The 24,303-nt window shown below is 51.2% G+C and carries 23 protein-coding genes and 3 pseudogenes; 22 read left to right on the forward strand and 4 right to left on the reverse strand.

Features of this window, described 5'->3' with window-relative positions; translation table 11 throughout:
* Positions 1-2: 2 nt before the first annotated feature.
* Complete coding sequence (locus BLD48_RS08025) at positions 3-1,124, reverse strand: GGDEF domain-containing protein (protein ID WP_071499746.1); 1,122 nt, start codon at positions 1,122-1,124, stop codon at positions 3-5.
* 255 nt (positions 1,125-1,379) lie between these two features.
* Here BLD48_RS08025 and BLD48_RS16655 point away from each other — a divergent pair.
* From BLD48_RS16655 to tnpB, 12 genes and pseudogenes are all read left to right on the forward strand, one after another.
* Positions 1,380-2,025 (forward strand): annotated as a pseudogene (locus BLD48_RS16655) (GntP family permease); the annotation flags it as partial.
* An 86-nt stretch (positions 2,026-2,111) separates the two neighbouring features.
* Positions 2,112-2,819, forward strand: a pseudogene (locus tag BLD48_RS16660) (GntP family permease); the annotation flags it as partial.
* Positions 2,820-2,851: 32 nt separating this feature from the next.
* Positions 2,852-3,553, forward strand: a complete 702-nt coding sequence (locus tag BLD48_RS08035; protein WP_071499748.1) for a CoA transferase subunit A — start codon at positions 2,852-2,854, stop codon at positions 3,551-3,553.
* 12 nt (positions 3,554-3,565) lie between these two features.
* A complete protein-coding gene (locus BLD48_RS08040; protein ID WP_071499749.1) occupies positions 3,566-4,228 on the forward strand; it encodes a 3-oxoacid CoA-transferase subunit B in 663 nt (220 codons plus the stop codon).
* Between the two features lie 5 nt (positions 4,229-4,233).
* Positions 4,234-5,010, forward strand: a complete 777-nt coding sequence (locus BLD48_RS08045; protein WP_071499750.1) for a 3-hydroxybutyrate dehydrogenase — start codon at positions 4,234-4,236, stop codon at positions 5,008-5,010.
* Between the two features lie 13 nt (positions 5,011-5,023).
* Positions 5,024-6,214: an acetyl-CoA C-acetyltransferase gene (locus BLD48_RS08050; RefSeq protein WP_071499751.1), complete on the forward strand. Its 1,191-nt coding sequence runs from the start codon at positions 5,024-5,026 to the stop codon at positions 6,212-6,214.
* Between the two features lie 147 nt (positions 6,215-6,361).
* Complete coding sequence (locus BLD48_RS08055) at positions 6,362-7,108, forward strand: methionine ABC transporter ATP-binding protein (RefSeq protein ID WP_071499752.1); 747 nt, start codon at positions 6,362-6,364, stop codon at positions 7,106-7,108.
* Positions 7,101-7,763: a methionine ABC transporter permease gene (locus BLD48_RS08060; protein WP_071499753.1), complete on the forward strand. Its 663-nt coding sequence runs from the start codon at positions 7,101-7,103 to the stop codon at positions 7,761-7,763. Before BLD48_RS08055 ends, BLD48_RS08060 begins: the two co-directional genes overlap by 8 nt.
* A gap of 18 nt (positions 7,764-7,781) precedes the next feature.
* Positions 7,782-8,600, forward strand: coding sequence for a MetQ/NlpA family ABC transporter substrate-binding protein (locus BLD48_RS08065; protein WP_071499754.1), 819 nt, complete (start codon positions 7,782-7,784; stop codon positions 8,598-8,600).
* 174 nt (positions 8,601-8,774) lie between these two features.
* Positions 8,775-8,864: pseudogene (locus BLD48_RS16050) on the forward strand (helix-turn-helix domain-containing protein); the annotation flags it as partial.
* Between the two features lie 95 nt (positions 8,865-8,959).
* Positions 8,960-9,358, forward strand: a complete 399-nt coding sequence (gene tnpA / locus BLD48_RS08070; RefSeq protein ID WP_071499755.1) for an IS200/IS605 family transposase — start codon at positions 8,960-8,962, stop codon at positions 9,356-9,358.
* A 5-nt stretch (positions 9,359-9,363) separates the two neighbouring features.
* Positions 9,364-10,455, forward strand: coding sequence for an IS200/IS605 family element RNA-guided endonuclease TnpB (gene tnpB, locus BLD48_RS08075; RefSeq protein ID WP_071499756.1), 1,092 nt, complete (start codon positions 9,364-9,366; stop codon positions 10,453-10,455).
* An 85-nt stretch (positions 10,456-10,540) separates the two neighbouring features.
* Here the strand turns inward: tnpB and BLD48_RS08080 are convergent, their stop codons facing one another.
* The gene (locus BLD48_RS08080) at positions 10,541-10,795 is read right to left on the reverse strand and encodes a hypothetical protein (RefSeq protein ID WP_071499757.1); all 255 of its coding nucleotides are present in this window, start codon (positions 10,793-10,795) and stop codon (positions 10,541-10,543) included.
* Positions 10,796-11,091: 296 nt separating this feature from the next.
* Between BLD48_RS08080 and brnQ the strand changes: the two genes are divergently transcribed.
* Both brnQ and BLD48_RS08090 read left to right on the forward strand, forming a co-directional pair.
* Entirely contained in the window at positions 11,092-12,432 is a 1,341-nt protein-coding gene (gene brnQ / locus BLD48_RS08085; RefSeq protein WP_071499758.1) for a branched-chain amino acid transport system II carrier protein, read from the forward strand.
* Positions 12,433-12,612: 180 nt separating this feature from the next.
* Positions 12,613-12,930, forward strand: coding sequence for an antibiotic biosynthesis monooxygenase (locus BLD48_RS08090; protein WP_071499759.1), 318 nt, complete (start codon positions 12,613-12,615; stop codon positions 12,928-12,930).
* A gap of 41 nt (positions 12,931-12,971) precedes the next feature.
* Here BLD48_RS08090 and BLD48_RS08095 read toward each other — a convergent pair whose 3' ends face one another.
* Both BLD48_RS08095 and BLD48_RS08100 read right to left on the reverse strand, forming a co-directional pair.
* Entirely contained in the window at positions 12,972-13,967 is a 996-nt protein-coding gene (locus BLD48_RS08095; RefSeq protein ID WP_071499760.1) for a FecCD family ABC transporter permease, read from the reverse strand.
* Complete coding sequence (locus BLD48_RS08100; RefSeq protein ID WP_071499761.1) at positions 13,967-14,974, reverse strand: FecCD family ABC transporter permease; 1,008 nt, start codon at positions 14,972-14,974, stop codon at positions 13,967-13,969. The genes BLD48_RS08095 and BLD48_RS08100 overlap by 1 nt, the downstream gene beginning before the upstream one ends.
* A 104-nt stretch (positions 14,975-15,078) precedes the next feature.
* Between BLD48_RS08100 and BLD48_RS08105 the strand changes: the two genes are divergently transcribed.
* The 8 genes from BLD48_RS08105 to BLD48_RS08140 all read left to right on the forward strand — a co-directional run bounded on the left by BLD48_RS08105 (position 15,079) and on the right by BLD48_RS08140 (position 24,213).
* Positions 15,079-16,563, forward strand: coding sequence for a helix-turn-helix domain-containing protein (locus BLD48_RS08105; RefSeq protein ID WP_071499762.1), 1,485 nt, complete (start codon positions 15,079-15,081; stop codon positions 16,561-16,563).
* Between the two features lie 88 nt (positions 16,564-16,651).
* Positions 16,652-17,569 (forward strand): ABC transporter substrate-binding protein, encoded by a 918-nt coding sequence (locus BLD48_RS08110; protein WP_071499763.1) that lies wholly within the window; start codon positions 16,652-16,654, stop codon positions 17,567-17,569.
* Positions 17,570-17,663: 94 nt separating this feature from the next.
* A complete protein-coding gene (locus BLD48_RS08115) occupies positions 17,664-19,391 on the forward strand; it encodes an IucA/IucC family protein (protein ID WP_071499764.1) in 1,728 nt (575 codons plus the stop codon).
* A complete protein-coding gene (locus BLD48_RS16180) occupies positions 19,348-20,994 on the forward strand; it encodes an IucA/IucC family protein (RefSeq protein ID WP_071499765.1) in 1,647 nt (548 codons plus the stop codon). Before BLD48_RS08115 ends, BLD48_RS16180 begins: the two co-directional genes overlap by 44 nt.
* Complete coding sequence (locus BLD48_RS08125; protein WP_071499766.1) at positions 20,981-22,189, forward strand: AMP-binding protein; 1,209 nt, start codon at positions 20,981-20,983, stop codon at positions 22,187-22,189. Before BLD48_RS16180 ends, BLD48_RS08125 begins: the two co-directional genes overlap by 14 nt.
* Positions 22,186-22,440, forward strand: coding sequence for a phosphopantetheine-binding protein (locus BLD48_RS08130; protein WP_071499767.1), 255 nt, complete (start codon positions 22,186-22,188; stop codon positions 22,438-22,440). Before BLD48_RS08125 ends, BLD48_RS08130 begins: the two co-directional genes overlap by 4 nt.
* The gene (locus BLD48_RS08135; protein WP_071499768.1) at positions 22,440-23,441 is read left to right on the forward strand and encodes a DUF6005 family protein; all 1,002 of its coding nucleotides are present in this window, start codon (positions 22,440-22,442) and stop codon (positions 23,439-23,441) included. The genes BLD48_RS08130 and BLD48_RS08135 overlap by 1 nt, the downstream gene beginning before the upstream one ends.
* Positions 23,386-24,213 carry a sugar phosphate isomerase/epimerase family protein gene (locus BLD48_RS08140; RefSeq protein WP_071499769.1) on the forward strand — a complete coding sequence of 276 codons (828 nt, stop codon included), beginning with the start codon at positions 23,386-23,388 and terminating at the stop codon, positions 24,211-24,213. The genes BLD48_RS08135 and BLD48_RS08140 overlap by 56 nt, the downstream gene beginning before the upstream one ends.
* Positions 24,214-24,303: the final 90 nt, after the last annotated feature.

Here is a 24,303-nt window from a genome sequence, read left to right on the forward strand (position 1 = left end):
CCCTAATCCGAATGATAGGTCGTCGCTACCTCCTGTTCGGTTGAAAAAAGAGTGACTTGGTTCCGTCCATTTTGCTTTGATTGATAAAGCGCTGCATCAGCATCCGTGACAAGATGTTGAATCTCTGTCGTCGTTTTCGGAAAACTCGCAACACCGAATGAAGCGGTCAATGGCAGAAAGACACCGGTCGATAACTGGAAAGGAGAGGTCGCGATTCGTTCCCGTAACTGTTCTGCGAGAGCGACGACCTTAGCAATCGTCAGCTGCTCGACGAGAATCGAAAACTCTTCCCCACCATTGCGAGAGACATACCCGGCATCCGTCACACCATCCTTCAGGCGGATTGCGAATTGACGTAACACTTCATCACCGGCCTCATGTCCATAGGTGTCATTAACCTGCTTGAAATGGTCGATATCAATCGTAATCAAAGCAATTTCGTGTTGGTGTAAGATGGTTTGTTGTTTCAAGTCATCAAAATGATCCGTGAAGGCCCGGAAATTATGTAAGCCGGTCAAAAAATCACGTTGAGCCGTCTGCTGTAACGTCCGCATCGACTGTTTCGTCAGCCGGATATCGCGGATGATGACAAGAGCAAGCCAGCTGCTGACGAATGAGGCGGGGATGACGACGCTCAAAATCGTTGTTACTAGTCCAGTCTCGGATAAAACATAGGTCAGGACGGCACCGTGCAGAACAGTCGCGTAAATCGTGACGAGCGTAAAGGTTCGTTTCGAGTAGATCGGGAACCATTTGACGAGCAGAGACGTCCCGCCGGCAATCGATATGATGAAAAGCGCGGCGGCATAAGCGGCTGCGTTCGTACTGATGCTGAACCGGTAGAGGATGATGACGACCGTGACGATGAAGGTCGGTAAGGGTCCGGCAAAATAGGCGGCGACGATGACGGGAATATGTCGTAAATCGACAAGCACGCCGGGGACGGGCTCAATCGTCATTTGCATTAACAGAAGCGACAGGACACTTAAACTGATGCCATAGAGAATCCGGACCGACCGTTTGGAGTCGACGGTGATCGGATGCGGTGATAATTTACCAAGCAGATAAAAACCACTCATCAAAAGGGTCAGGTTATGCAGCACATCATATAAAATTACTTTCAAGCTTATTCACCTTGCTTTCGTCAAACAAATCGTACTTATCGTTAGAATACGCTAGTTGCTTTACAAAATCCTGTATTCTAATAAAAGATTTCTAGAAAAAGCATCTAAAAATCAAATATGTCTATAATGTGAACTTATAGAACCTATAAGCTATACTTATAGGTTTGTGGATTTTGATTGACCGTTGCCGAATTCAATTGTTAAATGATGAAGAAGTAATTGAAAGCGCTTACTAAAGTTAAAAGGAGACACACCATGGAACTTGTCATTATTCTTCTTGCCTTATCTTTATTGATGTTCGTGGCGTATCGAGGTTTTTCGGTCATCTTGTTTGCTCCAATCTGTGCCTTGTTCGCTGTCTTACTGACGAACCCGGATTGGGTCTTACCATTCTTCTCGAATATCTTCATGGAAAAAATGGTCGGCTTCATCAAGGCCTATTTCCCGGTCTTCCTCCTCGGAGCGATCTTCGGGAAAGTCGTCGAGATGTCAGGGATTGCTGAATCGATTGCGAAGTCGATCATTCGGATGATCGGAGCGAAACGGGCGATTCTCGCCATCGTCTTGCTTGGCGCAATCTTGACCTACAGTGGCGTCAGCTTGTTTGTTGTCGTCTTTGCCGTCTATCCGTTCGCGGCGAACTTGTTCCGCGAAGCGAACATCCCGAAACGGTTGATTCCGGGAACGATTGCCCTCGGTGCGTTTACGTTTACGATGGATGCGTTGCCGGGGACACCGCAAATCCAAAACGTCATTCCGACGACCTTCTTTAAAACGGATATTTATGCGGCGCCGATCATGGGAACAGTCGGTGGCTTGATCATCTTGACCGTCGGGATGTTCTACCTGGAGTCCCGTAAACGAAAAGCCCATCAAGCAGGGGAAGGGTACGCCGGATTTGAAGCAACGGCAGCGAGTACGGCCCCGCAGATGGAGCTGAAAAATGAACCGGAATTAACGCTTGAGACGGCGCAACAGCCGGTCTATCGTCAAGTCCTTGCCTTTGTTCCCTTGATTTTAGTCGCTGTCATGAACAAGTACTTTACGCTTGCGATTCCAAACTGGTATCCGGAAGGCTTTGACTTCGCGGCGATTGGTCTCGAAGCGTTCGGGAAAATCGAGACGCCGGCTGTCCTTGCGATCTGGTCCGTCCAGATGGCGTTGATCATCGGGATCATCTCAGCGATGTTATATGATTTCAAAAAAGTCCGGACGAACTTCCAAGCAGGTCTGAATGTCAGTATCGGCGGCGCGTTACTCGCTGTCATGAATACAGGAGCAGAATATGGATTTGGTGGCGTTATCGCCGCCTTACCGGGTTTCAAAACGGTATCAAACGGAATCTCGACGACGTTTACCGATCCGCTTGTCAACGGAGCCGTCACGACGACGGCCCTTGCCGGTGTGACAGGTTCCGCGTCCGGTGGGATGGGGATCGCCCTCAGCGCGATGTCCGATAAATATACCCAAGCGATCACATCCGGCGGCGTCCCGCCGGATGTCATGCACCGTGTCATCTCGATGGCGTCCGGCGGGATGGATACGTTACCGCACAACGGAGCCGTCATCACATTGCTTGCCGTGACCGGGTTAACGCACCGGCAGTCCTACCGTGACATCTTCATGATCACGATTCTAAAAACGGTGACGGTCTTCCTGATGATCGGACTGTACAATTTGACTGGTCTCTATTAAGAAGTTGGGTCTAAAAAAGGGGGAAATGAACGATGCAACAGGGGAAAATCTACGATTCATTTACGGAAGCGACAGCAGATATTTTTGACGGAGCGACGCTCGTCGTCGGCGGATTTGGACTCTGCGGGATTCCGGAAAAATCAATCGCCGCCTTACAAGAGAAAGGGGTCAAGGAGTTGACGGTCGTCAGCAACAACTGCGGCGTCGACGATTTTGGACTCGGGATCTTATTACACTCCCGTCAAATCAAAAAGATGATCTCGTCGTATGTCGGGGAAAACAAGACGTTTGAACAACAATATTTGAGCGGTGAGATTGAAGTCGATCTCGTACCACAGGGCACACTCGCAGAACGGATTCGGGCCGGCGGCGCTGGCATTCCCGGCTTCTATACGCCGACCGGTGTCGGAACACCGATTGCGGAAGGCAAGGAACAAAAACAATTCGACGGAAAAACGTATTTGCTTGAAGAAGGGATTGTCGGTGATTTTGCACTCGTCAAAGCCTGGAAAGCGGATAAACTCGGCAATCTTGTTTTCCGTAAAACGTCACGCAACTTCAATCCACTTGTCGCGACGGCCGGGAAAGTGACAATCGTCGAGGTCGAAGAATTGGTTGAAGTCGGTGAACTGGATCCAAACGAGATTCATACACCAGCGGTTTACGTCCAACGCATCATCGTCGGGACGGACTACGAGAAACGCATCGAACGCCGGACAGTCCGGGAAGCATAAGGGGGAGATACTATGGCAACCTCTAGAGACATCATCATCAACCGCGCACTGCAGGAAATCGAGGACGGGATGTACGTCAATCTCGGCATCGGCATTCCGACATTGATCGCCAATGCGATTCCAAACGATCGGCATGTCATGCTGCAATCGGAAAACGGCTTGCTCGGCATCGGACCGTATCCGCTCGAGCATGAAGTCGACGCCGACGAAATCAATGCCGGCAAAGAGACGGTCACGGCACAAAAAGGCGCGTCCTACTTCGACAGTGCCGAATCGTTTGCGATGATTCGCGGTGGTCATATCGATCTCGCGATTTTAGGCGGGATGGAAGTCGCCGAAAACGGCGACCTCGCAAACTGGATGATTCCCGGCAAGATGGTCAAAGGAATGGGCGGAGCGATGGATCTCGTCAACGGGGCGAAACGGGTCGTCATCATCATGGAACATGTCAATAAGTACGGCGAATCCAAAGTGAAGTCGAGCTGTACGTTACCGTTGACCGGAAGCCGAGTCGTCCACCGGTTGATTACCGACAAAGCCGTCTTCGATTTCATGGATGCCGGAATGGTCTTGATCGAAACGCTCGCCGGACTGACGGTCGAAGACATCCGTGCCGTGACGGAAGCGAACTTCACGGTCAGCCCGGAACTTGAACGTATGCCAGTAGGGGAGTGAGTCAGATGGTCAACGGAGATATCGTCCTCGTGACGGGAGCAGGAAGCGGGATTGGTCTTGAAATCTCAAAGGCGTTCGTAGAAGCAGGAGCGAAGGTCGTCATTACGGACGTCAACACAGAAGCGGCACAAACAGCAGCCCAGACGTTGCAGGAAGCGGGACATGACGTGATTGGTCTGACGCTGAACGTGACGGATGAAACCCAAGTCCAGTCTGCGTTTGCCGAAACGATGAAGCAGTACGGTCGGATTGATGTATTGATCAACAACGCCGGTCTGCAACATGTCTCACCAATCGAAGATTTTCCGACGGAGAAGTTTGAGTTGATGATCAAAATTATGTTGACGGCACCCTTTATGGCCATCAAGCATGTTTTCCCGATCATGAAGGAACAAGGATACGGTCGGATCATCAACATGGCATCGATCAACGGGCTGATCGGCTTTGCCGGAAAAGCGGCCTACAATTCCGCGAAACACGGACTCCTTGGCTTAACGAAAGTGGCGGCACTGGAAGGGGCGGAACACGGGATCACGGTCAATGCCTTATGCCCGGGCTACGTCGATACGCCGCTCGTCCGTAATCAGATGGCGGATCTTGCGAAAACACGCCAGGTCGAACTGGAAAAGGTTCTCGAAGACGTCATCTATCCGCTCATTCCGCAAAAGCGGTTGCTTGCCGTCGAGGAAATCGCTGACTATGCGTTATTCCTCGCCAGTCGAAAAGCGAAAGGGATTACGGGACAGGCCAATGTCTTAGACGGCGGTTATACGATTCAATAAGGGGGAAGCCAGGATGAGTGAGCAAGTTGTCATCGTCAGTGCGACACGAACAGCAATCGGCAGTTTTAACGGCAGTTTAAAGGATGTTCCGGCAACAAAGCTCGGGGCAACGGTCATCGAAGCGGCACTCGCACAGGCGAATGTCGCACCGGAGCTCGTCGAGGAAGTCATCATGGGTAATGTCCTCCAGGCGGGACTCGGACAAAATCCGGCACGGCAGGCCAGTCTCCTCGCCGGTCTCCCGGAATCGGTCCCGGCGATGACGATCAATAAAGTCTGTGGTTCCGGCTTAAAGGCGATTCACCTCGCGTTTCAAGCAATCAAGTCAGGCGAGGCGGAGATCATCGTCGCCGGCGGAATGGAAAACATGAGTCAGGCACCGTACGTGTTAAGCGGTGCCCGGACCGGCTTACGGATGGGCGACCAGCCGCTTGTCGATACGATCATCAAGGACGGTCTGGAGTGTGCCTTTAACGACTACCACATGGGCATCACAGCGGAAAATTTAGCCGAGCAATATACGATTTCCCGGGAGGCGCAAGACCAGTTTGCAGCGACCAGTCAACAAAAAACAAGCCAAGCGATTGAAGCGGGTCGTTTCGAAGCAGAAATCACACCGGTTGAAATTCCACAGCGCAAAGGTGATCCGATTGTGTTCGCCGAAGATGAGTTCCCGCGTGCCGGAACGACAGCGGAATCACTCGCACGCTTGCGTCCGGCCTTCAAGAAAGGCGGTACGGTAACGGCAGGCAATGCATCCGGGATTAATGATGGAGCGGCAGCAGTCGTCGTCATGTCCGCCCGTAAAGCGAAAGAACTTGGACTGACCCCACTCGTCGAGATCGTCGCAAACGGGACGTCCGGCGTCGACCCGAGCATCATGGGGATCGGTCCCGTCAAAGCGGTCGGGCAGGCGTTGCAAAAAGCAGGTCTGAGCCTAGACGCGATAGACGTCATCGAGGCGAACGAAGCGTTTGCCGCGCAGTCGCTTGCGGTTGACGCGGAACTTCAATTTGATCCGGCGAAGTTGAACCGAAACGGCGGGGCGATTGCGCTTGGTCACCCAATCGGCGCCAGTGGAACACGGATCATGGTGACGTTGATCCATGAGATGTTACGGAGCGGTGAAAGCTATGGTCTCGCGACACTCTGTATTGGTGGCGGTCAAGGGATTGCGACGATCGTCAAGAAATACGAAGAATAATCAAAATCTGGACTTCGGTTCAGATTTTTTGTTATTAAAACGATTTACTTGATTAGTGAAATGACGCGGGAAAGAAAAAAAGCATTCAACATGACAAAAATGGACGGATTACGGTAAAATGAAACACGTTGTAAGGGAGGGTGCCACATGATTTCATTACGAAACGTTGATAAAAGTTTTTCCAAACAACCCGTTATTCAGTCCGTCACCCTCTCGATTGAGCAGGGGGAGATTCATGGAATCATCGGAGCAAGCGGAGCCGGCAAATCCACACTGTTGCGACTGATGAATCTGCTCGAACGACCGGATGCGGGGATTGTCGAGTTTGACGGGACCGACTTGACGATTTTACCGAAACAAAAGCTCCGGCAAATCCGGCAAGAGATGGGCATGATTTTTCAAGACTTTAATCTGGTTGGAAACAAGACGGTCGAACAAAACGTCGCCGTTTCGCTTGAACTGGCCGGTGTCAAAAAGCACGAGCGGACGGACCGGATTCAAGAGTGTCTCCGGTTTGTCGGTTTGGAGTCTTTTGCCCGCAAGTATCCGACTGAATTGAGCGGGGGACAAAAGCAACGTGTTGCGATTGCCCGGGCGATCGCGAATCGGCCGCGTGTCCTGTTATGTGACGAGCCGACGTCTTCGCTTGATCCGAGTACGACGTCGGAAATCTTACGGGTGCTGCAGGACATCAATCAGACACTCGGGGTGACGATTGTCCTCGTCAGCCATGAGATGCAGGTGATTCAAAGCATCTGCAACCGGGTCACGATCATGGCAGACGGTCGGATTGAAGCGACGGTAGCGACCGAACCGGCGGGAATTACGGAAATTACGAGTGACGCCGGTTGGTTCCTGACCCAATTGGTAGAGCGGAGGGATTCACATGCCTGACATCGTGCTCGAATATGCTTCGGAAATCAGACTGGCGATCGGACAAACGTTCGTGATGGTCGGGATCTCGATTCTCGCGGCAGTTCTCGTTGGTTTACCGCTCGGAACCTGGCTCTATCTGTCACGCAAAGGACAGTTATTGTCGAACCGGTTCGTCTTTTCAAGTTTGAACTTACTCGTCAATACGATCCGTTCATTTCCATTTTTATTGCTCGTCGTTTTCCTGATTCCGTTTACGAGGATCATCATCGGGACGGCGATCGGAACAGCAGCGGCGACCGTCCCGCTTGCGGTCATTGCGATCGCCCATTACTCACGGCTCGTCGAACAATCGCTGCTTGAAGTGCCGAAAGGTGTCATCGAGGCCGCCGTCTCGATGGGGGCTTCGACACGCGAAGTCGTCCTGAAGTTTTTATTCGTCGAAGCCCGGTCCGGTCTTGTCCTTGGTCTGACGACGTCAATCGTCAGCTTCATTTCGTATTCGACCATCATGGGGGTTGTCGGGGGCGGAGGAATCGGTGACTTTGCTGTCCGGTACGGCTACCAGCAGTTTCAGACGGAATTGATGCTTTATATGATTTTAATTATGGTCATCCTGGTGCAATTGATTCAGTTTGCCGGGACGACCGTAGCACGCTTGCTCGATAAACGTTAACCGAAAGTAGGAATTCAAATGAAAAAAATCATGGCACTACTCAGCGTTGCTGTCCTGGCATTAGCCGGATGCGGGAACGCGGACAAGAATGACGAACAGGGTTCGGCGGCAAAAATGGAGACGTTAAAAGTCGCTTCACTGATCAAACCGATGACGGAAATTTTGGACCTCGTCAAACCGGAACTGAAAAAAGAAGGCATTAACTTGGAAGTCGTCGTCCTCAGTGACAACGTTCAACCGAACAGTGCCCTGGCGGCAAAAGAAGTGGATGCGAACTTCTTCCAACACGTCCCGTACATGGAAGAGTTTAACCGGAACAACGATGCCAAACTCGTTCCGATTGAACCGATTTACTTCGCGAACTACGGTCTTTATTCGAAAGAATACAAAGAGCTGGATCAATTGCCGAAAGGTGCCGTCATCGCGATTGCGAACGACGTCTCGAACATCGACCGCTCGCTAGCTTTACTTGCCCAACATGATGCCATCCAGTTGAAAAAGAAAACCGGTCCGTATTACACGATGAAAGACATCACGGAAAACAAACGCGACTTTAAATTCAAGGAAGTAGATTTACTGATGCTGGCACGTCTTTATGACGATGCAGATGCGGTCATCATGACGCCGGCCTATGCCTCACCGCTCGGTCTGACGCCGAAGAAGGATGCGCTGGTCACGGAAGGTGTCGAGAATGACTTTGCGATCACGCTCGTTGCCCGTGAGGACAATCAGGATGCGGAAGCGATTCAGAAGCTTGCGAAAGCGATGACAAGTCCGAAAGTCAAAAAGTTCCTCGAAGACAATTATGATGAAACGGCGATTCCGGCCTTTAAATGAGTGAACAAAGGAAAATATTAAAACCACGGTTCGCCTGTCTGTTTCAGAGACACGTGATCCGTGGTTTTTTTATCAAAATCAGGTGAGAATACTCCCACTTCTAAATGAAGTTGAAGGTGGGAAATGAATCGCTAGCCTGCTTTTCGGGTATATTCCCTTTGAAGGAGGTAAAAAATGGTGTTGAAACACAAGGCCTACAAATTTAGAATCTACCCTACAAAAGAGCAGCAAATTCTGATTGCGAAGATGATTGGGTGTTCGCGTTTAACTAAATTAGGTGGAAGATGAATCGCCCGTCCTGGCAATACTACAATCGTTCGATATAATCAGTGTAACTCATCAAAAGGACTGATATATCAATGAAAATGGATACAAATAAACATTCAGTCTTCCTTCTGAATTATCACCTTGTCCTAGTCGTGAAATACAGACGAAAAGTGATCGATGACGCCATCTCGGAGTTCGCGAGACAGACGTTCGAACGAATCGGCGCCTCGTATCATATCACGCTGAACGAGTGGCATCATGACGGCGATCATATCCATGTGCGGTTCAAAGCACACCCGAACACGGAGATGTCAAAGTTTCTGAACGCTTACAAGAGTGCAAGCAGCCGACTGATCAAACGAGACTTTCCGCATGTCAAGAAACAACTATGGAAAGAAATGTTCTGGTCTCGAAGTTACTGTCTAGTGACGACCGGAGGTGCGACAAGCGACGTCATCAGACACTATATCGAAAAACAAGGAAAGGAGTGATTGCTTTGCTGAAGGCGTACAAGTTTCGACTCTATCCGACGAAACCACAACAAGAATATTTCATGAAGACGTTCGGTTGTGTCCGTTTCGTCTACAACAAGATGCTCGAAGAGCGTATCCAATTGTATGAAGATTCGAAGCTCGACCCTCACGTAAAGCAGAAGCTCCCAACCCCAGCGAAGTACAAGCCCGAATTCCCTTTCCTCAAAGAAGTCGACAGTCTTTCTCTTGCGAACGCTCAGATGGACTTAAACAAGGCGTATCACAACTTTTTTCGAGATCAGTCTGTCGGGTTTCCGAAATTCAAATCGAAGCACAACGACCGGGCCTCTTACACAACAAACAATCTGAAGGGGAGCATCCGCATCGAAGAGGGTAAGCTGAAGCTTCCTAAGATTGGTTTCGTGAAGTTGAAGCAACATCGTCCGTTCGATGGCGTCATCAAGTCCGCGACGGTCTCGATGACGAAGACGCGGAAATTCTTCATCTCCATCCTTGTAGAACAAGCCGAAGCGCAATGGATTCCAGCCCAAAATAAAGTAGGAATCGACCTTGGTCTGGAGCATTTCGCCATCATGACGAATGATAAGTGGATTTCTGAGAAAGTTGCCAATCCTCGTTTCCTTCGAAAGTCCGAAGAGAAGACAAAGAAAGCACAACGCGCCTTGTCCCGCAAAAAAATCGGGAGTAAGAACCGAGAGAAAGCGAGGATCATCCTCGCCAAAAAGCACGAAAAGATTGCGCATCAACGTCAAGATTTTCTTCATAAGCTGTCGAAACGGATCGTTGACGATAACCAAGTCATCGTCGTCGAGACACTTAAATCGAAGAACATGATGAAGAACCATAAGATCGCCAAATCGATTGGAGATGTCAGTTGGTATGAGTTCGTCCGACAGTTAGAATACAAATGCACATTCTATGGACGAACACTTATCAAAGCGGATCAATGGTACGCCTCTACTCAAATCTGTTCTTCTTGTGGAGTAAAAGGTGAGAAGAAAACGATCGATGTACGCGAATGGACGTGTACTTGTGGCGCTCATCATGACAGAGATATTAATGCGAGTATCAACTTGTTGCTGTTAGCAGACTGAAAACCCTTCAGGGTGGGAACCACCCGATGAGCTTGGTAAATAACCGTAGCTAGTAAAAGTACGGTCTTCCCAAGAAGCGCCCACTTCAATTTGCGAAGCAAATAAGTGGTGAGTAGTTCACGTAGGCAATCGTTTTATTCAGCTCTTCTGCGTTCTCGGTCAGTTCTTTAAATGTTGCATCGACATACGACTGATACGCATCATAGAGCGGAATGATTTGAATCGTCTGTTCATCTTGTTTGAAGGTCAGTCCCGGTGGTTTTACTTTTTCGGCTTCCGGCGTGCTGGAACAGCCGGCAAGCAGACTTGCTACCGTCATGCCAATCAACAATCGTTTCATCAAAAACCCTCCTTTTAACGAAATATACCACAATTATCCATACACCGATTAAGGACAAAAGGTTCCTCTTTTCTGAACTGAGTCAGATGAACTTATGTTACCGATTACATCATTTGAGCAGATCAGTAGTCATTATTTTAGAAAAGGGTGAAACAGAAAGGTTTTTTGAGAAATGTCAGAATATTCACCAGATAAACTCCTAGCACGAGGTCACAGACCTATGTTATCCTTTCGAACGAAGTACCTGATTGATTGATCAAAACAATCAGGTCGTAACTAAATCGTGGGGGTTTCTTATGTCTAAAACAGTTCCAACATCCTTTATTGTCGTCATCGGTATGATGCTGTTTGCCTTGTTTTTCGGGGCAGGTAATCTGATTTTTCCACCGATGCTCGGTCAGATGGCAGGGGAGCAAGTCTGGGTCGCCAATGCCGGGTTCCTTGTCACAGGCGTCGGCTTGCCGTTGCTCGCGATTTTAGCGTTCGCCTATTCCGGGGAAGCGGATTTACGGGCGATGGCGTCTCGTGTCCATCCTATCTTTGGTTTGGTTTTTGCCATTATCTTGTACTTAGCGATTGGTCCGTTTTTTGCGATTCCGCGCGCCGGAACCGTTTCTTATGAAATCGGGATCAAACCATTTTTCGGAGAATCGGTTTCATCGACACCACTGCTGATCTTTTCGATTCTGTTTTATACGCTTGCCTGCCTGTTGTCGCTGAATCCGACAAAAATCGTCGATGTCGTCGGAAAAATTTTGACACCGATCAAGATTACGTTTATCGGACTGTTGATTCTCGTTGCCGTCATCAAGCCAATCGGAAGTTTTCAGAATCCTTTGACGACGTATCAACACAACGCTTTTTTTAATGGATTTCAAGAAGGGTATCTGACGCTTGATGCCCTCGGAGCCTTTGTCTTTGGTATCATCATCATCTCAGCCATCAAGGAAAAAGGCGTCACGTCGAAGAAACAATTGCTCATTATTTGTTCGAAAGCCGCTCTGATTGCGGCAAGCTTACTTGCGATTACGTATTCCGCACTTGCGTTCATGGGGGCTTCCAGTGTCGCCAAAATCGGTCCGTTGAAGAACGGGGCAGAAATCCTGTCCGCCGTCTCCGATTATTACTTCGGATCGTATGGTGCGATTTTACTCGGTCTGATGATCACGGTTGCGTGTCTGACGACAAGTGTCGGACTGATCACCGCCTGTGCGTCCTTCTTCTCACTCCTGTTGCCACGGATTTCGTACGTCAAGTGGACGATTGGTCTGTCGATCTTCAGCGCACTCGTCGCCAATATCGGTCTGACACAGTTGATTGCGATCTCAAAACCGGTTCTGCTGACGCTGTATCCACTGGCGATCTGTCTGATTTTCCTGACGTTTTTACATTCCGTCTTTAAAGGAAAACCCGCTGTCTATCAGGGAGCAATGGGGATGACATTTGCCGTCAGTCTGTTTGACGGACTGAAGGCGGCAGAAGCACCAGTCGGACCGGTCTTGCGCGTGTTTGAAAGCGTGTTGCCGTTTTTCTCCGTTGGTCTCGGTTGGGTCGTACCAGCCATCATCGGTGCCGTTTTAGGCGGATTATTTGGGCGAAAAAAAGCCTACCGTACGGAACAATCACGCGTTGCCTGAACAAACGATAAACCGAATGGACTCAAAGCTGTTTCGATCTGGAATCGAAGCAGCTTTTTTGCTGTCTGCCCAACCATCATCGATGGAAACAAATTGGAATGGTATTGACAAAGGGAACAGGATCGATGATATAGTAGTATTGCAAATGAGATTCATTATCAATTAAAAGGAGTGGTGTATGTGTTTATTCAACTGAAGACGATCCGGGTCGAAGTCGGCTACGCAGAGACGATGATCGAACGATTCGCGGGCGAAGGCATCATCGAACAACAGCCGGGCTTCGTCGATTTAAGTGTCCTGCAAAAAAAGCGGACGCGGGGCGAAGAAGAAGTCATGATTGTGATCCGCTGGGAGTCGGAACAGGACTGGAAAACGTGGGAGACGAGTGACGTCCATCTCGCAGGTCACCGGGAACGCCGTGGGCAACCGGCACCTTCGTTTATCCTCGATAGCAGCCAAGCGTATTACGAGGTCCTTGGTCAAAAAGTAAAAAGTTAAAAAAAGACCGATCCGTCGATTCGTGACAGATCGGTCTGCCTTCATTTCCGGAACAATAACACGATGAAATAAGGTGCTCCAAGGATTGCAATGACAATCCCGACCGGAATGTCGGCCGGAGCAAGCAGGTTTTTCCCGATTAAGTCTGCCAGCAACACGAGCAGGCTGCCGACGAGTGCGGCGACTGGAATCAGACTAAAATGGTTTGGTCCGACGAGACGTCGGGCGATATGCGGGGCGAGCAATCCGATAAAGGAAATTCCACCGCCGGCAGCGACACAGGAACCGGCAAGCGCGGCAGCGATCAACAAGATCCTTTTCCGTGTACGTTCGACCTGTAACCCTAACGTCTGCGGGAGCGAGCCGCTCAGTTGCAACAGATTCAACGACCGGCTGTCTAAAAAAGCAAGCGGCACGAGGCAGATGATCCAGGGGGCGAGCGTCAAGACGGATGACCAATCCGCCTGCCAGATGCTTCCGGTCAACCAAACCGTCGCCTGCTGAAAATCGCGCGGATCCATCTTCAACTGAAAAATGATCAAGAGGGCACCGCACAGGGCGTTGATTCCGACGCCAACCAACAATAGACGTCCCGGTTGGACGGCTTTTCCCGCCAACCGGTAAATCGTCCAGGCGACAAGCGTCGCACCGAAAAAAGCGACGAACGGCAGAACCGGAAGTTGATGTGTAGCAGAGCGAAAGAAAAACAGCGTCAAAACAACGAACAGTCCGGCACCGGCATTGATTCCGAGAATCCCGGGGTCAGCCAGAGCGTTGCGTGACATCCCTTGAAGTAACGTCCCGGAGACGGCAAGTCCCGCGCCAATCAACAGCGCGAGCATCATCCGGGGTAAACGGAGGTCCACGAGAATCAATCGTTCCGCTTCCGTCCCTTGTCCGATCACCGTTCGGGCAATCGCCCCAAACGAAACGGGGAGAATTCCGGTCGACAGACTGTATACAAATGTCAAAATGAGCAGACTACATAAACAAAACAGCGTCAATCGCGCCTGTTTTACGGCATGCCAGATATCCATCAGACAGACAACTCCTTTCGACGAGCGAGATAAAGGAAGTAGGGTACCCCGACCAGGGCGGTGACGGCTCCAAGCGGGGTTTCGAACGGTGGATTGATCATTCGTGCCAGCAAATCGGATGCAATCAACAACGTCATGCCGAACAGGGCGCTGACCGGTAGCAACAGATAATAATTCGTCCCGACCAAAAAACGGCTGATATGGGGAATGATCAAGCCGACAAAGCCGATGACGCCAGCGACCGACACGGCAACACCGGCAAGCAGGACGATGCTGCAAAATCCAAGCAGCCGGACTTTCGTCAACGAGGAACCCAGTCCGGTCGCAACGTCTTCTCCGAGCGAGAGGACGGTCATGCTACGGGCGATATGTAAGGAAATGAGGAGTCCAAGCAGGACGACCGGGAGCAAAACAAACACGTGCGCCCATTTTGCCCCGGATAACCCGCCGGCATACCAAAAGCTGAGATCTTGGGCGACTTGGTGAAACAGAGTGATGCCGGTCGACAAGGCGCTGAATAAAGCACTCAGTGCCGCACCGGCTACGGTCAACGTGACCGGTGAAAAGCGGCCGCGGGCAAACACCGTGATCAGCAGAATGACGGCTGTCCCAAGTGCAGCGCCGCCAAACGAAAAGGCAAGCGAAGTCACAAATGAATGCTCCGAGACAAAGGCAAGCGACAAGGCGACTCCAAGTCCTGCTCCGTGGGTGATGCCAAGCAGGGAGGGGTCAGCCAGCGCATTCCGGGTCAACCCTTGCATCATTGTCCCCGACAACGCCAATGCAATGCCGACAAGCCCGGCACAAATCAGGCGCGGAAACCGGACTTCTTGGACGAGTTGATGCTGCAGATTACCGGCATCAAAGGCGTGAAACGAGGCGAGGACGGTCGCCCGGGAAATCGGCACGGCACCGTAAAACAAGGACAGTGCACTCAATACCGTGAGCAGTCCAACCGTGAGAAAAAAGATTGTCAGGATCGAGCGTGGTCGAACGGATGTAGTCATAGACGTCTCTCCTTTTTAATTGAGAATCAGATTCATTATCAACGCGATTAAACGTACATCGAAGACCAATTTTTTGTCAAATGTTTTTTTAGGGAGTGGGCAGGATGGAGTTACAGATCAAACCGTTACTAATCGAGAAGCATTGGTTACTCGAAGGTGACCGACGAGCAGTCAAGCCGGGACTGGTCATCGTCGTTGCGGGGAGCGGATTTTTATACAGCAACCGGCACCGGTTATACCCGGGCGACGCCGTCTGGATCGAACAAATCGACGAGGTGTTGCCAGCTGCGAAAGACACCTGTTTGTTCTACCACCTGACGTTGACGGGATACCGGTGTGCCCTGTACCGGCAAGACGCAGAAACTCTGCACGACTGGTTACGGCAACTGTATGTCAGCCCGACTTCGGAACAGGAAAGGTTGACCCAGCTACGAATCTTGTATCAACTGCTTGAGACATTGAGCCGCGAACAGGAGAATCATGTGTTTGAGGAAGTGACTGCCGCTTGGCTGAAGGACTTGACGATGCAACGGTCCGTGTCTGAGCTGGCGCTTGATCTCGGAATGTCAGTACCGACGTTTAACCGGCTGTTTAAAGAGCGGTATCACGCAACACCAAAAGAATATGTGACGCAACTGCGAATCCGCACCGCAAAGGAGTGGATGCTTGCTTCACACGAGATGACGTTGGCGCAAATCGCACAAAAAGTGGGGCTGCAGGACGAATTTTATTTCAGCCGCCTCTTCAAAAAGCGGACCGGTTTGTCGCCGACCCATTTTTTACAACGGATCACGCCCCGGATTGGGATTGCCAGCCGCCTCTTGTTACAGGATCATCTGTTGGCACTTGGTCTGCAACCAATCCTCGCACCAAGTTATCCGACGGAATACGGAGCAAGCGGATTACCGGTGTTTTTGACTGGGCTGGACGGAACCCGCTTATACGACGCCAATCAACCGCTTGAGCGGGAGTGGTTCGAGACGACGGCACTGGATTTGATTATCAAGACACCGAGTTTAGAAAAGGGACAGGATATCAGCTGGTTGCCGGCGGACCATGTCTTTGAGTTGCCGCATCAAACCTGCTGGAGTGATTATCTCCGACTGATTGCTGCCGCAACGAATCGGGAAGACCGGCTCGAGCCGATCGTCGCGCAGATTACGGCGCTCGAACAAACGGTCAAGGAGCGTTTGGCGTGGAACAAGACCGGAACGTGGGCTGTCATCTGGATCCGACCGGACGAGGTGCGGTTATACGGCACTGGAAAACACACGATGCTCGACTTCTTGTTTCATGATTTGGGTTTGACGCCGGCACCAGGATTGCCGGAAACGATCTATGAAATCGTCACGATCGAAACGATCAAACGAATCGACCCCGAAAATCTGTTGATTTTGTGGAGTCAACCGGTTGATGTCGACCGGATGCAACAAGAAGCGACGTGGCAGACCTTGCAGGCGGTAAGGCACCATCAAGTCCATTATCCGGACAGCGTCGATTGGGATCCTTGGGGACCACTCGGACGCACCCACATGCTGAAGCAATTGTTAGACTATATCGAAAATGAACCACGCTTGATTTGTCCATGAAAGTTGATTGGTTCGTCCATGTCGTTCTTAACTGATAATGATTATCATTACTAGTGAAGAACGAGAGTGAGAGGGGAAAAAGAATCACATGAAAAAAATCATCAGTGTCACATCTGTCCTTGCGACGTGTGTTGTATTAGCCGCCTGTGGGGGCGAGGCAAGCGAACAACCGACAAAAAAAGCAGCCGCCGTCCACACCGTTGAACATATTTTTGGAAAAACGGAAGTTCCGAATGATCCGAAAAAAGTGGTTGTCCTGTCACACGTCTCATGGGAAGGGTCGCTCGTCTCGGTCGGTGTTAAACCGTATGCCGTGATGGCGTACGATAATGAGTTCCCGCCACATTTGACGAAAGAACTCAAAGGAACGAAGGCATTGCCATATGCGGACGAAATCAATCCGGAAGAAATCGTCAAACTGGATCCGGACTTGTTGATCATCAGTGACCGGTACAAACCGCTGTATGACAAACTGGCGAAAACGATCCCGACGGTCGCCGTCGAGGTGGGAGGTGACTGGAAAGAGGATCACCTGAAGGTCGCGGAAGCGGTCAACAAGAAAGAAGAAGGACAAGCGGTCATCGATGACTTGGCGAAAGAAGCAAAAGACATCGGTCAACGAATCAAGGAAAACGTCAAGGACGAGACCTTCATGGCGGTCTCGGTCAACAAAAAAGACATTCGGGTCTACGGTCTGACGAACCACGCGACGAACTCGCTCTTGTTTGATGACATCGGGTTGACACCGACGAAAGGTCTGCCAAAAGACTTCGGGGAAAACATTTCGATCGAAGGACTGGCAAAATATAATCCCGACCACATCATTGATCTGTCGTACTTCAACAATGGACCGTACTACGATGAAGTGACGAACGGGAAGGTTTGGAAAGGTCTGACGGCAGTCAAACAAGACCAAGTCCACCAATTGTCGACGACGTGGGGGTTCTGGGATCCGATTGAACGTCAAAAAGGGCTAAAAGAACTCGAAGATGTTTTATTGAAATGATCATAGAAAAAGCAGGAGAAAAAACGGGGAAACCCGTTTTTCTCTTTTTCAAGAGTGAGAATGATTATCAATTGTTAGAAGGAGTGTGACAGTCATGACGACACGTACAGAACGAACCGAAGAGATTGCAACCCGTGCAACGCTCCAAGCATTCGGTAACAGCTACCTCCGTGAAATCGACATGATCGAGTGGTTCATTCCAACAGACGAGGAGAATGTCCGGTTCGGTGATACCGCCTGCCGGATCGACGTTGGGACCGTCTATATTCTTGAAATCCGCCGCCGTTCACGGATCGGGCGTCACGAAATCGGACGGATTTACCGGCAAACGACGAGCGGGTGGACAGAGGAAGCACCGTTGACTTTCATTATCGCCTGTTGCCAACATCTGCAACGGCTTGCTCCCGGCGTGACGGATTTATTGTACCGGGTTCTCGACAGTCACCGGGGTATGTGTCACATCATCGCGCATGAGCTGAACGAGCCGGTTTGTCCTGAGACGTTTCTTGAACACGAGCAGACGGTCCGGTTCGGACATTGGTTCCACCCGACGCCGAAAAGCCGGGTCGGGATGCATGACTGGGAGCAAGTCGCGTATGCACCGGAATTTAGGAACGGGTTCCAACTCGATTATTTTGCGGTCGACGAGTCTTTGCTGACGGAAGCCAGTGCGACGGATCAATGGATCAGTGAACAGATGCGGAAGCAACTTGGATCAGCGGTTACACTGTCAGCGTCAGAACGCCTGTTACCCGCTCATCCTTTGCAGACGCAACATCTTTTACTGCAACCGACCGTGCAACAGTTGCTCGCGACGAACCAACTGCGCCATCTCGGACGGCTTGGTCCGACGTACTTCGCGACATCCTCGATTCGGACGGTCCTGCAAGCGGATCGGTCGCACATGCTGAAGTTTTCGATTCCGGTCCAGGTGACGAATTCACGCCGGGTCAATAAACGGCATGAATTGACGGCAGGACTGGTCATGCGACGTCTCGCTGAACAGTTGACGTTACCAAAGGGGTTTTCAATTACGCACGATCCGGCCTATGCGACGATTCAAACGGAGGCGGCAGAATCCGGTTTTGAGGTCATCTACCGCGAAGCGCAAGGAGACGCAATCAATGTCGCGGCCCTCGTTCAGGAACCGCTCGATCAAGAACCATCTGTTCTGATGTCGCTTGTCCACGAAGCCAGACAATCGGGTCAATCGTTAGACGAAGCTGCCTGGGAGTGGTTTGCAGCGTATATCGAACTGACCGTTGGAGCGCTGATTGATTTGTATGAGACTTACGGGATTGCGCTCGAAGCGCACCAACAGAACAGTCTGATCCGCGTCGAACGAGGACGTCCGGTCAGCTATCAGTTCCGGGATAACCAAGGGTATTATCTCGCCCGGACACACGAAGAACGATTAGTACGACTGGAACCCTCACTCGCCCGGGCACCGGAACTGTTTTATGACGAAACGACGATTCAGGAACGACTGACCTATTACGTGATTTGGAATCACTTGGCCGGTCTGATTCAGCGGTTCGACCGTGATGGACTTTTGCCGGAACAAGATCTGCTCGATTGGCTCGGGAACTGGTTCGAAGACCGACAAGCGACGTTATCCGGACTTGGGAAAGACTGGATCGAGTATCTCCGTTCGCGTCAGACGTTACCTTACAAGGCAAACTTGTTGACGCGCCTGCATGCACTTGACGAACTGGAAGTCAGCGGGGAACGGGTCATCTTCATCGACATCGATAATCCATTACAGCGGGAGGGATACCATGCCACAATTGAGCGAACGACGTGTCTGCAAACAACTTCTTGAAGCCATCCTGTTTGAACGGATCGAACCGTTCATCGAACACCGGCGACAGGGACAGACGACGTTTCGTTTTGTCCGTCCGCCGTATGAACTGACAGTCGACGGCAGACGGGGAGCGTTTGACCGCGTTTGGCTCGACATCGAGACGGTCGTCTTGACGCGGGGAAATCACGAGCAATCGCCGACGCTTAAGCACATCATGGACTGTTTTCAACTCGCGGAGCCGCTGCGGTTGGAACTGCGGCAGACGGTTCAGTTTGCCGACGTGTGTCCGACATATCCCGAGCTGCGAACGCATCTGTCCTACGAACAACTGGAACAAGCATTGGTCGAAGGGCATCCGTACCATCCGTGTTTTAAGTCCCGGATTGGCTTTTCGCGTGACGACCACTTGCGCTATGGACCGGAAGCAGGACAACGTTTCCGGTTGCACTTTGTTGCCCTTCCGGTATCAATCGTTCATCAACAACGCATGGAAGGTGTGATGGAGCAGACGTTTGGGCACGAGACGTATCTCCGGTTGCAGGAAAAGCTGGCCTCTGCGGTCAACGATCCGACCTGTTATCACGTTCTGCCGGTCCACCCGTGGCAATGGCAACACGTCGAAGCGGACGTCCGTGCATCCGGCGGTATCGATCTCGGGGAAGCCGGTCCCTTGTTTCAAGCGACCCAATCGATCCGGACCGTTTTTCGACCGGATGCGCCGACGGTTCCGCACATCAAGCTCCCGCTCGATTTGATGCAGACGTCCTCACGACGGACGTTCACCGTTCCGAACATCGTCGCAGCACCTGTTTTGTCCGACTGGTTGATCGACCGGACGCAAAAACTGCCGGTGACCGTGCTCCGGGAATTTGCCAGTCAAGTTGTTGAGACGACAGACGGAAACTTGTCGGGACGAATCGGCTGTTTGTACCGGGACAATGTCTTGGCGGCTGTGTCACCGGACGAAACGGTCATCCCGTTGACAGCACTCGCCCTCCGTGAAGGGAACGAGACCCTGTTTCTTGAACCGTGGTTCAAGACCTACGGACGGGAGCGCTGGCTGAAACAGTTTCTGACCGTCTATCTGGAACCGGTCTTCCGGCTTCTCGTTGAAGAAGGAATCGCGGTGGAGGCGCATGCCCAAAATGCTTTGTTGGTCTTGAAGGACGGTTGGCCGACGCAGCTGATGTTACGGGATTTTCATGACAGCGTTGAATTTGTCCGTTCCTTTGTCCGACGTCCGGAAAAGATTCCGACGTTCGATACGCTGCATCCGGCTTTTCGCTCAACGACTAATCTGTACTATGAGATGGACCAGGTCGAAGCGTTGCGTGAGCTGGTCGTCGATACGGTGTTTGTCTTTCATCTGACGGAGTTGTCGCATCAGCTGAAAGAAACACATCAGCTCGACGAGACGACCTTTTTTAAATGGACCGCCGACATACTCGCTGGACTAAATTTGCCACCGGCTCGTCTGGAAGCGTTGCAACTCGATACGCCGACGATCTATACGGAGTCGCTTGTTGCACGGAAATTCAACACGACGCAGTGCCGGCATCTGGTCCGTAATCCTCTGCAATCCCAAACACCGAAAGGAAGCGAAATGCATGTTATACATTGAAGACACGTTTTATACGAAACAGATGCTGACCGATCATCCGGTCTGTCGATTAAGCTGGCTCACGGATCCTGCACAGACCGTCGTTGCCGTCTGCGTCAAGGACACAGCGGCATGGATCGCGTTTTGTCTCTATATGAAACAGATGAACGGGACGGTCGTACCGCTCCATCCGGATTTGCCGGAAGCCGGGGCAAGACGTCTGGCAGAACAAGCCGGGTGCGACTATTTGGTCTATCACGATTTTCAGCAACCGATCCGCTTGATCGCAGCAAAACCTCGTCCAGGTGGACTGATCCAGTTCAGCTCCGGGACGACGGGAGACGCCAAAGTCATTCACCGGACGTGGGCTTCGATTGACGAGGAACTGACAGCCTATGGTCAACGTTTTCCGTTAACGGCGACGACCGGAACCATCGTTGCCTGCCCGACGTCGCATTCATTCGGATTGATTTGCGGGGTCTTGGCGACACTTGAGCGCGGAGCGACACCGATTATCTTGGAAAATCTGTCACCGAAGCATATTTTACACGTCTGTCAGGCACATCCAAACGCCATTTTGTATGCCGGACCGGGACTCGTCTATTTACTCAGCCAATTTAAGCAACGGCTGTTTGCGGTGATGATTTCCGGGATGACCTTGCCGACCGTCTGGTTTGAAGCGATCCACAACGTAACGGATCATCTGTTGCAACAGTACGGCTGTTCGGAAATCGGCTGCATCGCCTTACATCCTGCTCCGAAATCAGCTCAAGCGATCGGCTATCCGTTGCCACATCTGCAAATCAAGTCTGGCACCGTTGACGAGCCGGCTGAGTTAATGGTGAAGGCAGGAGACCAGTGGATCGGAACCAAAGATTTAATGGGGCAGACGAGTACCGGCGAATTGCGGTTCTTCAGTCGTCTCGACGAAATGATCAATGTGTCCGGTCTGTCGGTTTATCCGGCGGATGTTGAGGATGTATTACTCCGTCATGATGATGTCGAAGAGGCCGTCGTCTTCAAACGGACGGACCGTCTGCAGGGTGAACGTGTCTGTGTCCAAGTCGTCAGCTCGGCGACGGAAGACGCGTTGCGGACCTATTGTCGGGAACAGCTTGCACCGCATCAATGTCCGTCGGATTGGGCGTTTGTGCCGGCCATTGAAAAGCTGCCGAACGGGAAAATCAGTCGCGTTCGTCTGGGGGTGACGTCATGAGTCCACTCCTTGATTACACGTCATTTTGTCAGATTGCCGAGGAACAGCTGGAAGTGACTATGGAACAACCAGTGACGGGAGGAGAACGGCTTCGGGACGATCTGCAGCTGGATTCGATGCGGTTGTTGCAATTGCTCGTTCATCTGGAACTCGAACACGGGTATGTCCTGGCTGATGAGAAGCTTGCTCAACTGCCGCAGATGACGGTCGATCAGTTGCTGCAATCGTTGGCACGAAAGGAGGTCGTCTGATGATTAAAGTTCACTGTCTCGTCAGTTGTGTGTGTGAAGTAATCAAACGATCGGACGCCGACCATCGTCCGTACTACTTTGGCATCTGGGACGCTGACTTTGCGTTGACGTCTGAGTTTATCCTGTCCCACCATGCGGCGCATATCAGTCATGAAGCGATGCTCGATTGGTACCGCTTGCTGTATGGAATCACCGTTCAGTCCTGGTACGATCCGTCCCGCTCTAAAGCAGCGAACCTCACCGTTCTGGAACAGTTCATGAAAACAAAACGACCGGAACAGTCCGTCATCGTCATGCTCGACCTCGCCCGGTTACCGGAGCGGGAGAACAAATTCCATCACGAGGTCTTTCCGCATTACGTGATGCTCGAACCAACGGATGATGAAGAGAAGTGGCGGATGCTTGATCCGGACTTCCGGTATGAAGGTGAATTTGATCGGACACGGATTCTTCAGGCGATCGATCAGCCGACTGTCGCCGGCGGCTTTTGGTTTGACGGGAGTCAGGTCAAATTGCCGGACACGGAAACCGTCTCCGCGTATTTCATGAGTGGTCTCAAGCGGCACCATCCATTGACGGAAGCGGTCGAACAGGTCATCTTACACCACGCGTCGAGACCGGAAAAGTTGCCGGAGGCGTTAAAGCAACTGCCCGTCATCGCTATCCGCAAATATGCTTATGAGCATGCCTTTGCTTATTTTTATGAACGCTTAGGCATTGATTTAGTGGCATCCGATTTTGACGACTGGTGTGACAAAATCGAGCAATTGGTCAATCAATACACAATCATTCAACACCGGGCGATCAAATACAGCATGACCCGCGACCGGGCAGATTTACAGGATATCCAACAATGGCTCGTCGCACAAACGACGCTGGAAGATGACATCAAACGGCAACTTGTCGATTTGTTCAGCCGATTTCAACAGAAAGAAGGGGAAACGGATGCAACTCGCACTTTGTACAATCAGCTACCGGCATCATCTACGGTCATTCGATGAGTTGGTGAGGTTTGCCGCAGCAAACGAGTTTGAGGCGATGGATGTTTGGGGTGTTCATGCGAAGCATCTGCAGGAAGCAGACCTCGTCTTGTTACAAAACAGCGGAGTTTATGTCAGCATGCTCAGCCATTACCTGTCGTTTGATGCTCCGCTGTCTGTCTTGCTTGAACAAACGAAAGCCTTGTCTCGTCTCGCCCAGCGGCTCAGGACCCGCCGGATCCGGATTTTTGCCGGTCACAAGGCAAGTCATCAACTGACGGAGGCGGAACGGGCGCGACTTGTCTATCAATTGAGCGGTGTCTGTAAAGTCTTGGATCAAGCGAAGCAGTTGGTGTTGCTTGAAATCCATCCGAATACGGCGGCCGACACGATCGAGTCGACGGAACGGTTATTGCACGAGGTCAATCATCCGGCCTGCCGCGTGAACTTCGACGTCCTTCATGTCGTCGAATCCGGCGCCGATCCGGTCGCAGCTTACCGCCGGCTCGAACCGGTCATCGAACACCTTCACTTGAAGACGGTTGCACGAGCCGATCAATTCGACGTCTTTGAACCGGCTAATGTGTATGCGGCAAGCGGCTCACGGGACGGCATGGTGCCGTTATTTGACGGCATCGTTGATTACGACCGATTTTTTGACGAACTCAAATCGGCGCTGGTTGCAAAAACGGCGAGTCTCGAATGGTTCGGAGAGCATCCGGATGAACGATTGGTGAATGACGGACGATTGGTACGTCAACGTTTGGCACGACCGGTTCTGCAATTCACCTAATGTTCACGGCTCAAGGAGTTTAGAGGACCGGACGAAAAGGAAAGCAATAGAATGTAAGTCATTGTTGATGGTCTCGTTGAAAAAGAAAGG

This window comes from Exiguobacterium sp. KRL4 (assembly GCF_001870785.1).
GTDB lineage: Bacteria > Bacillota > Bacilli > Exiguobacteriales > Exiguobacteriaceae > Exiguobacterium_A.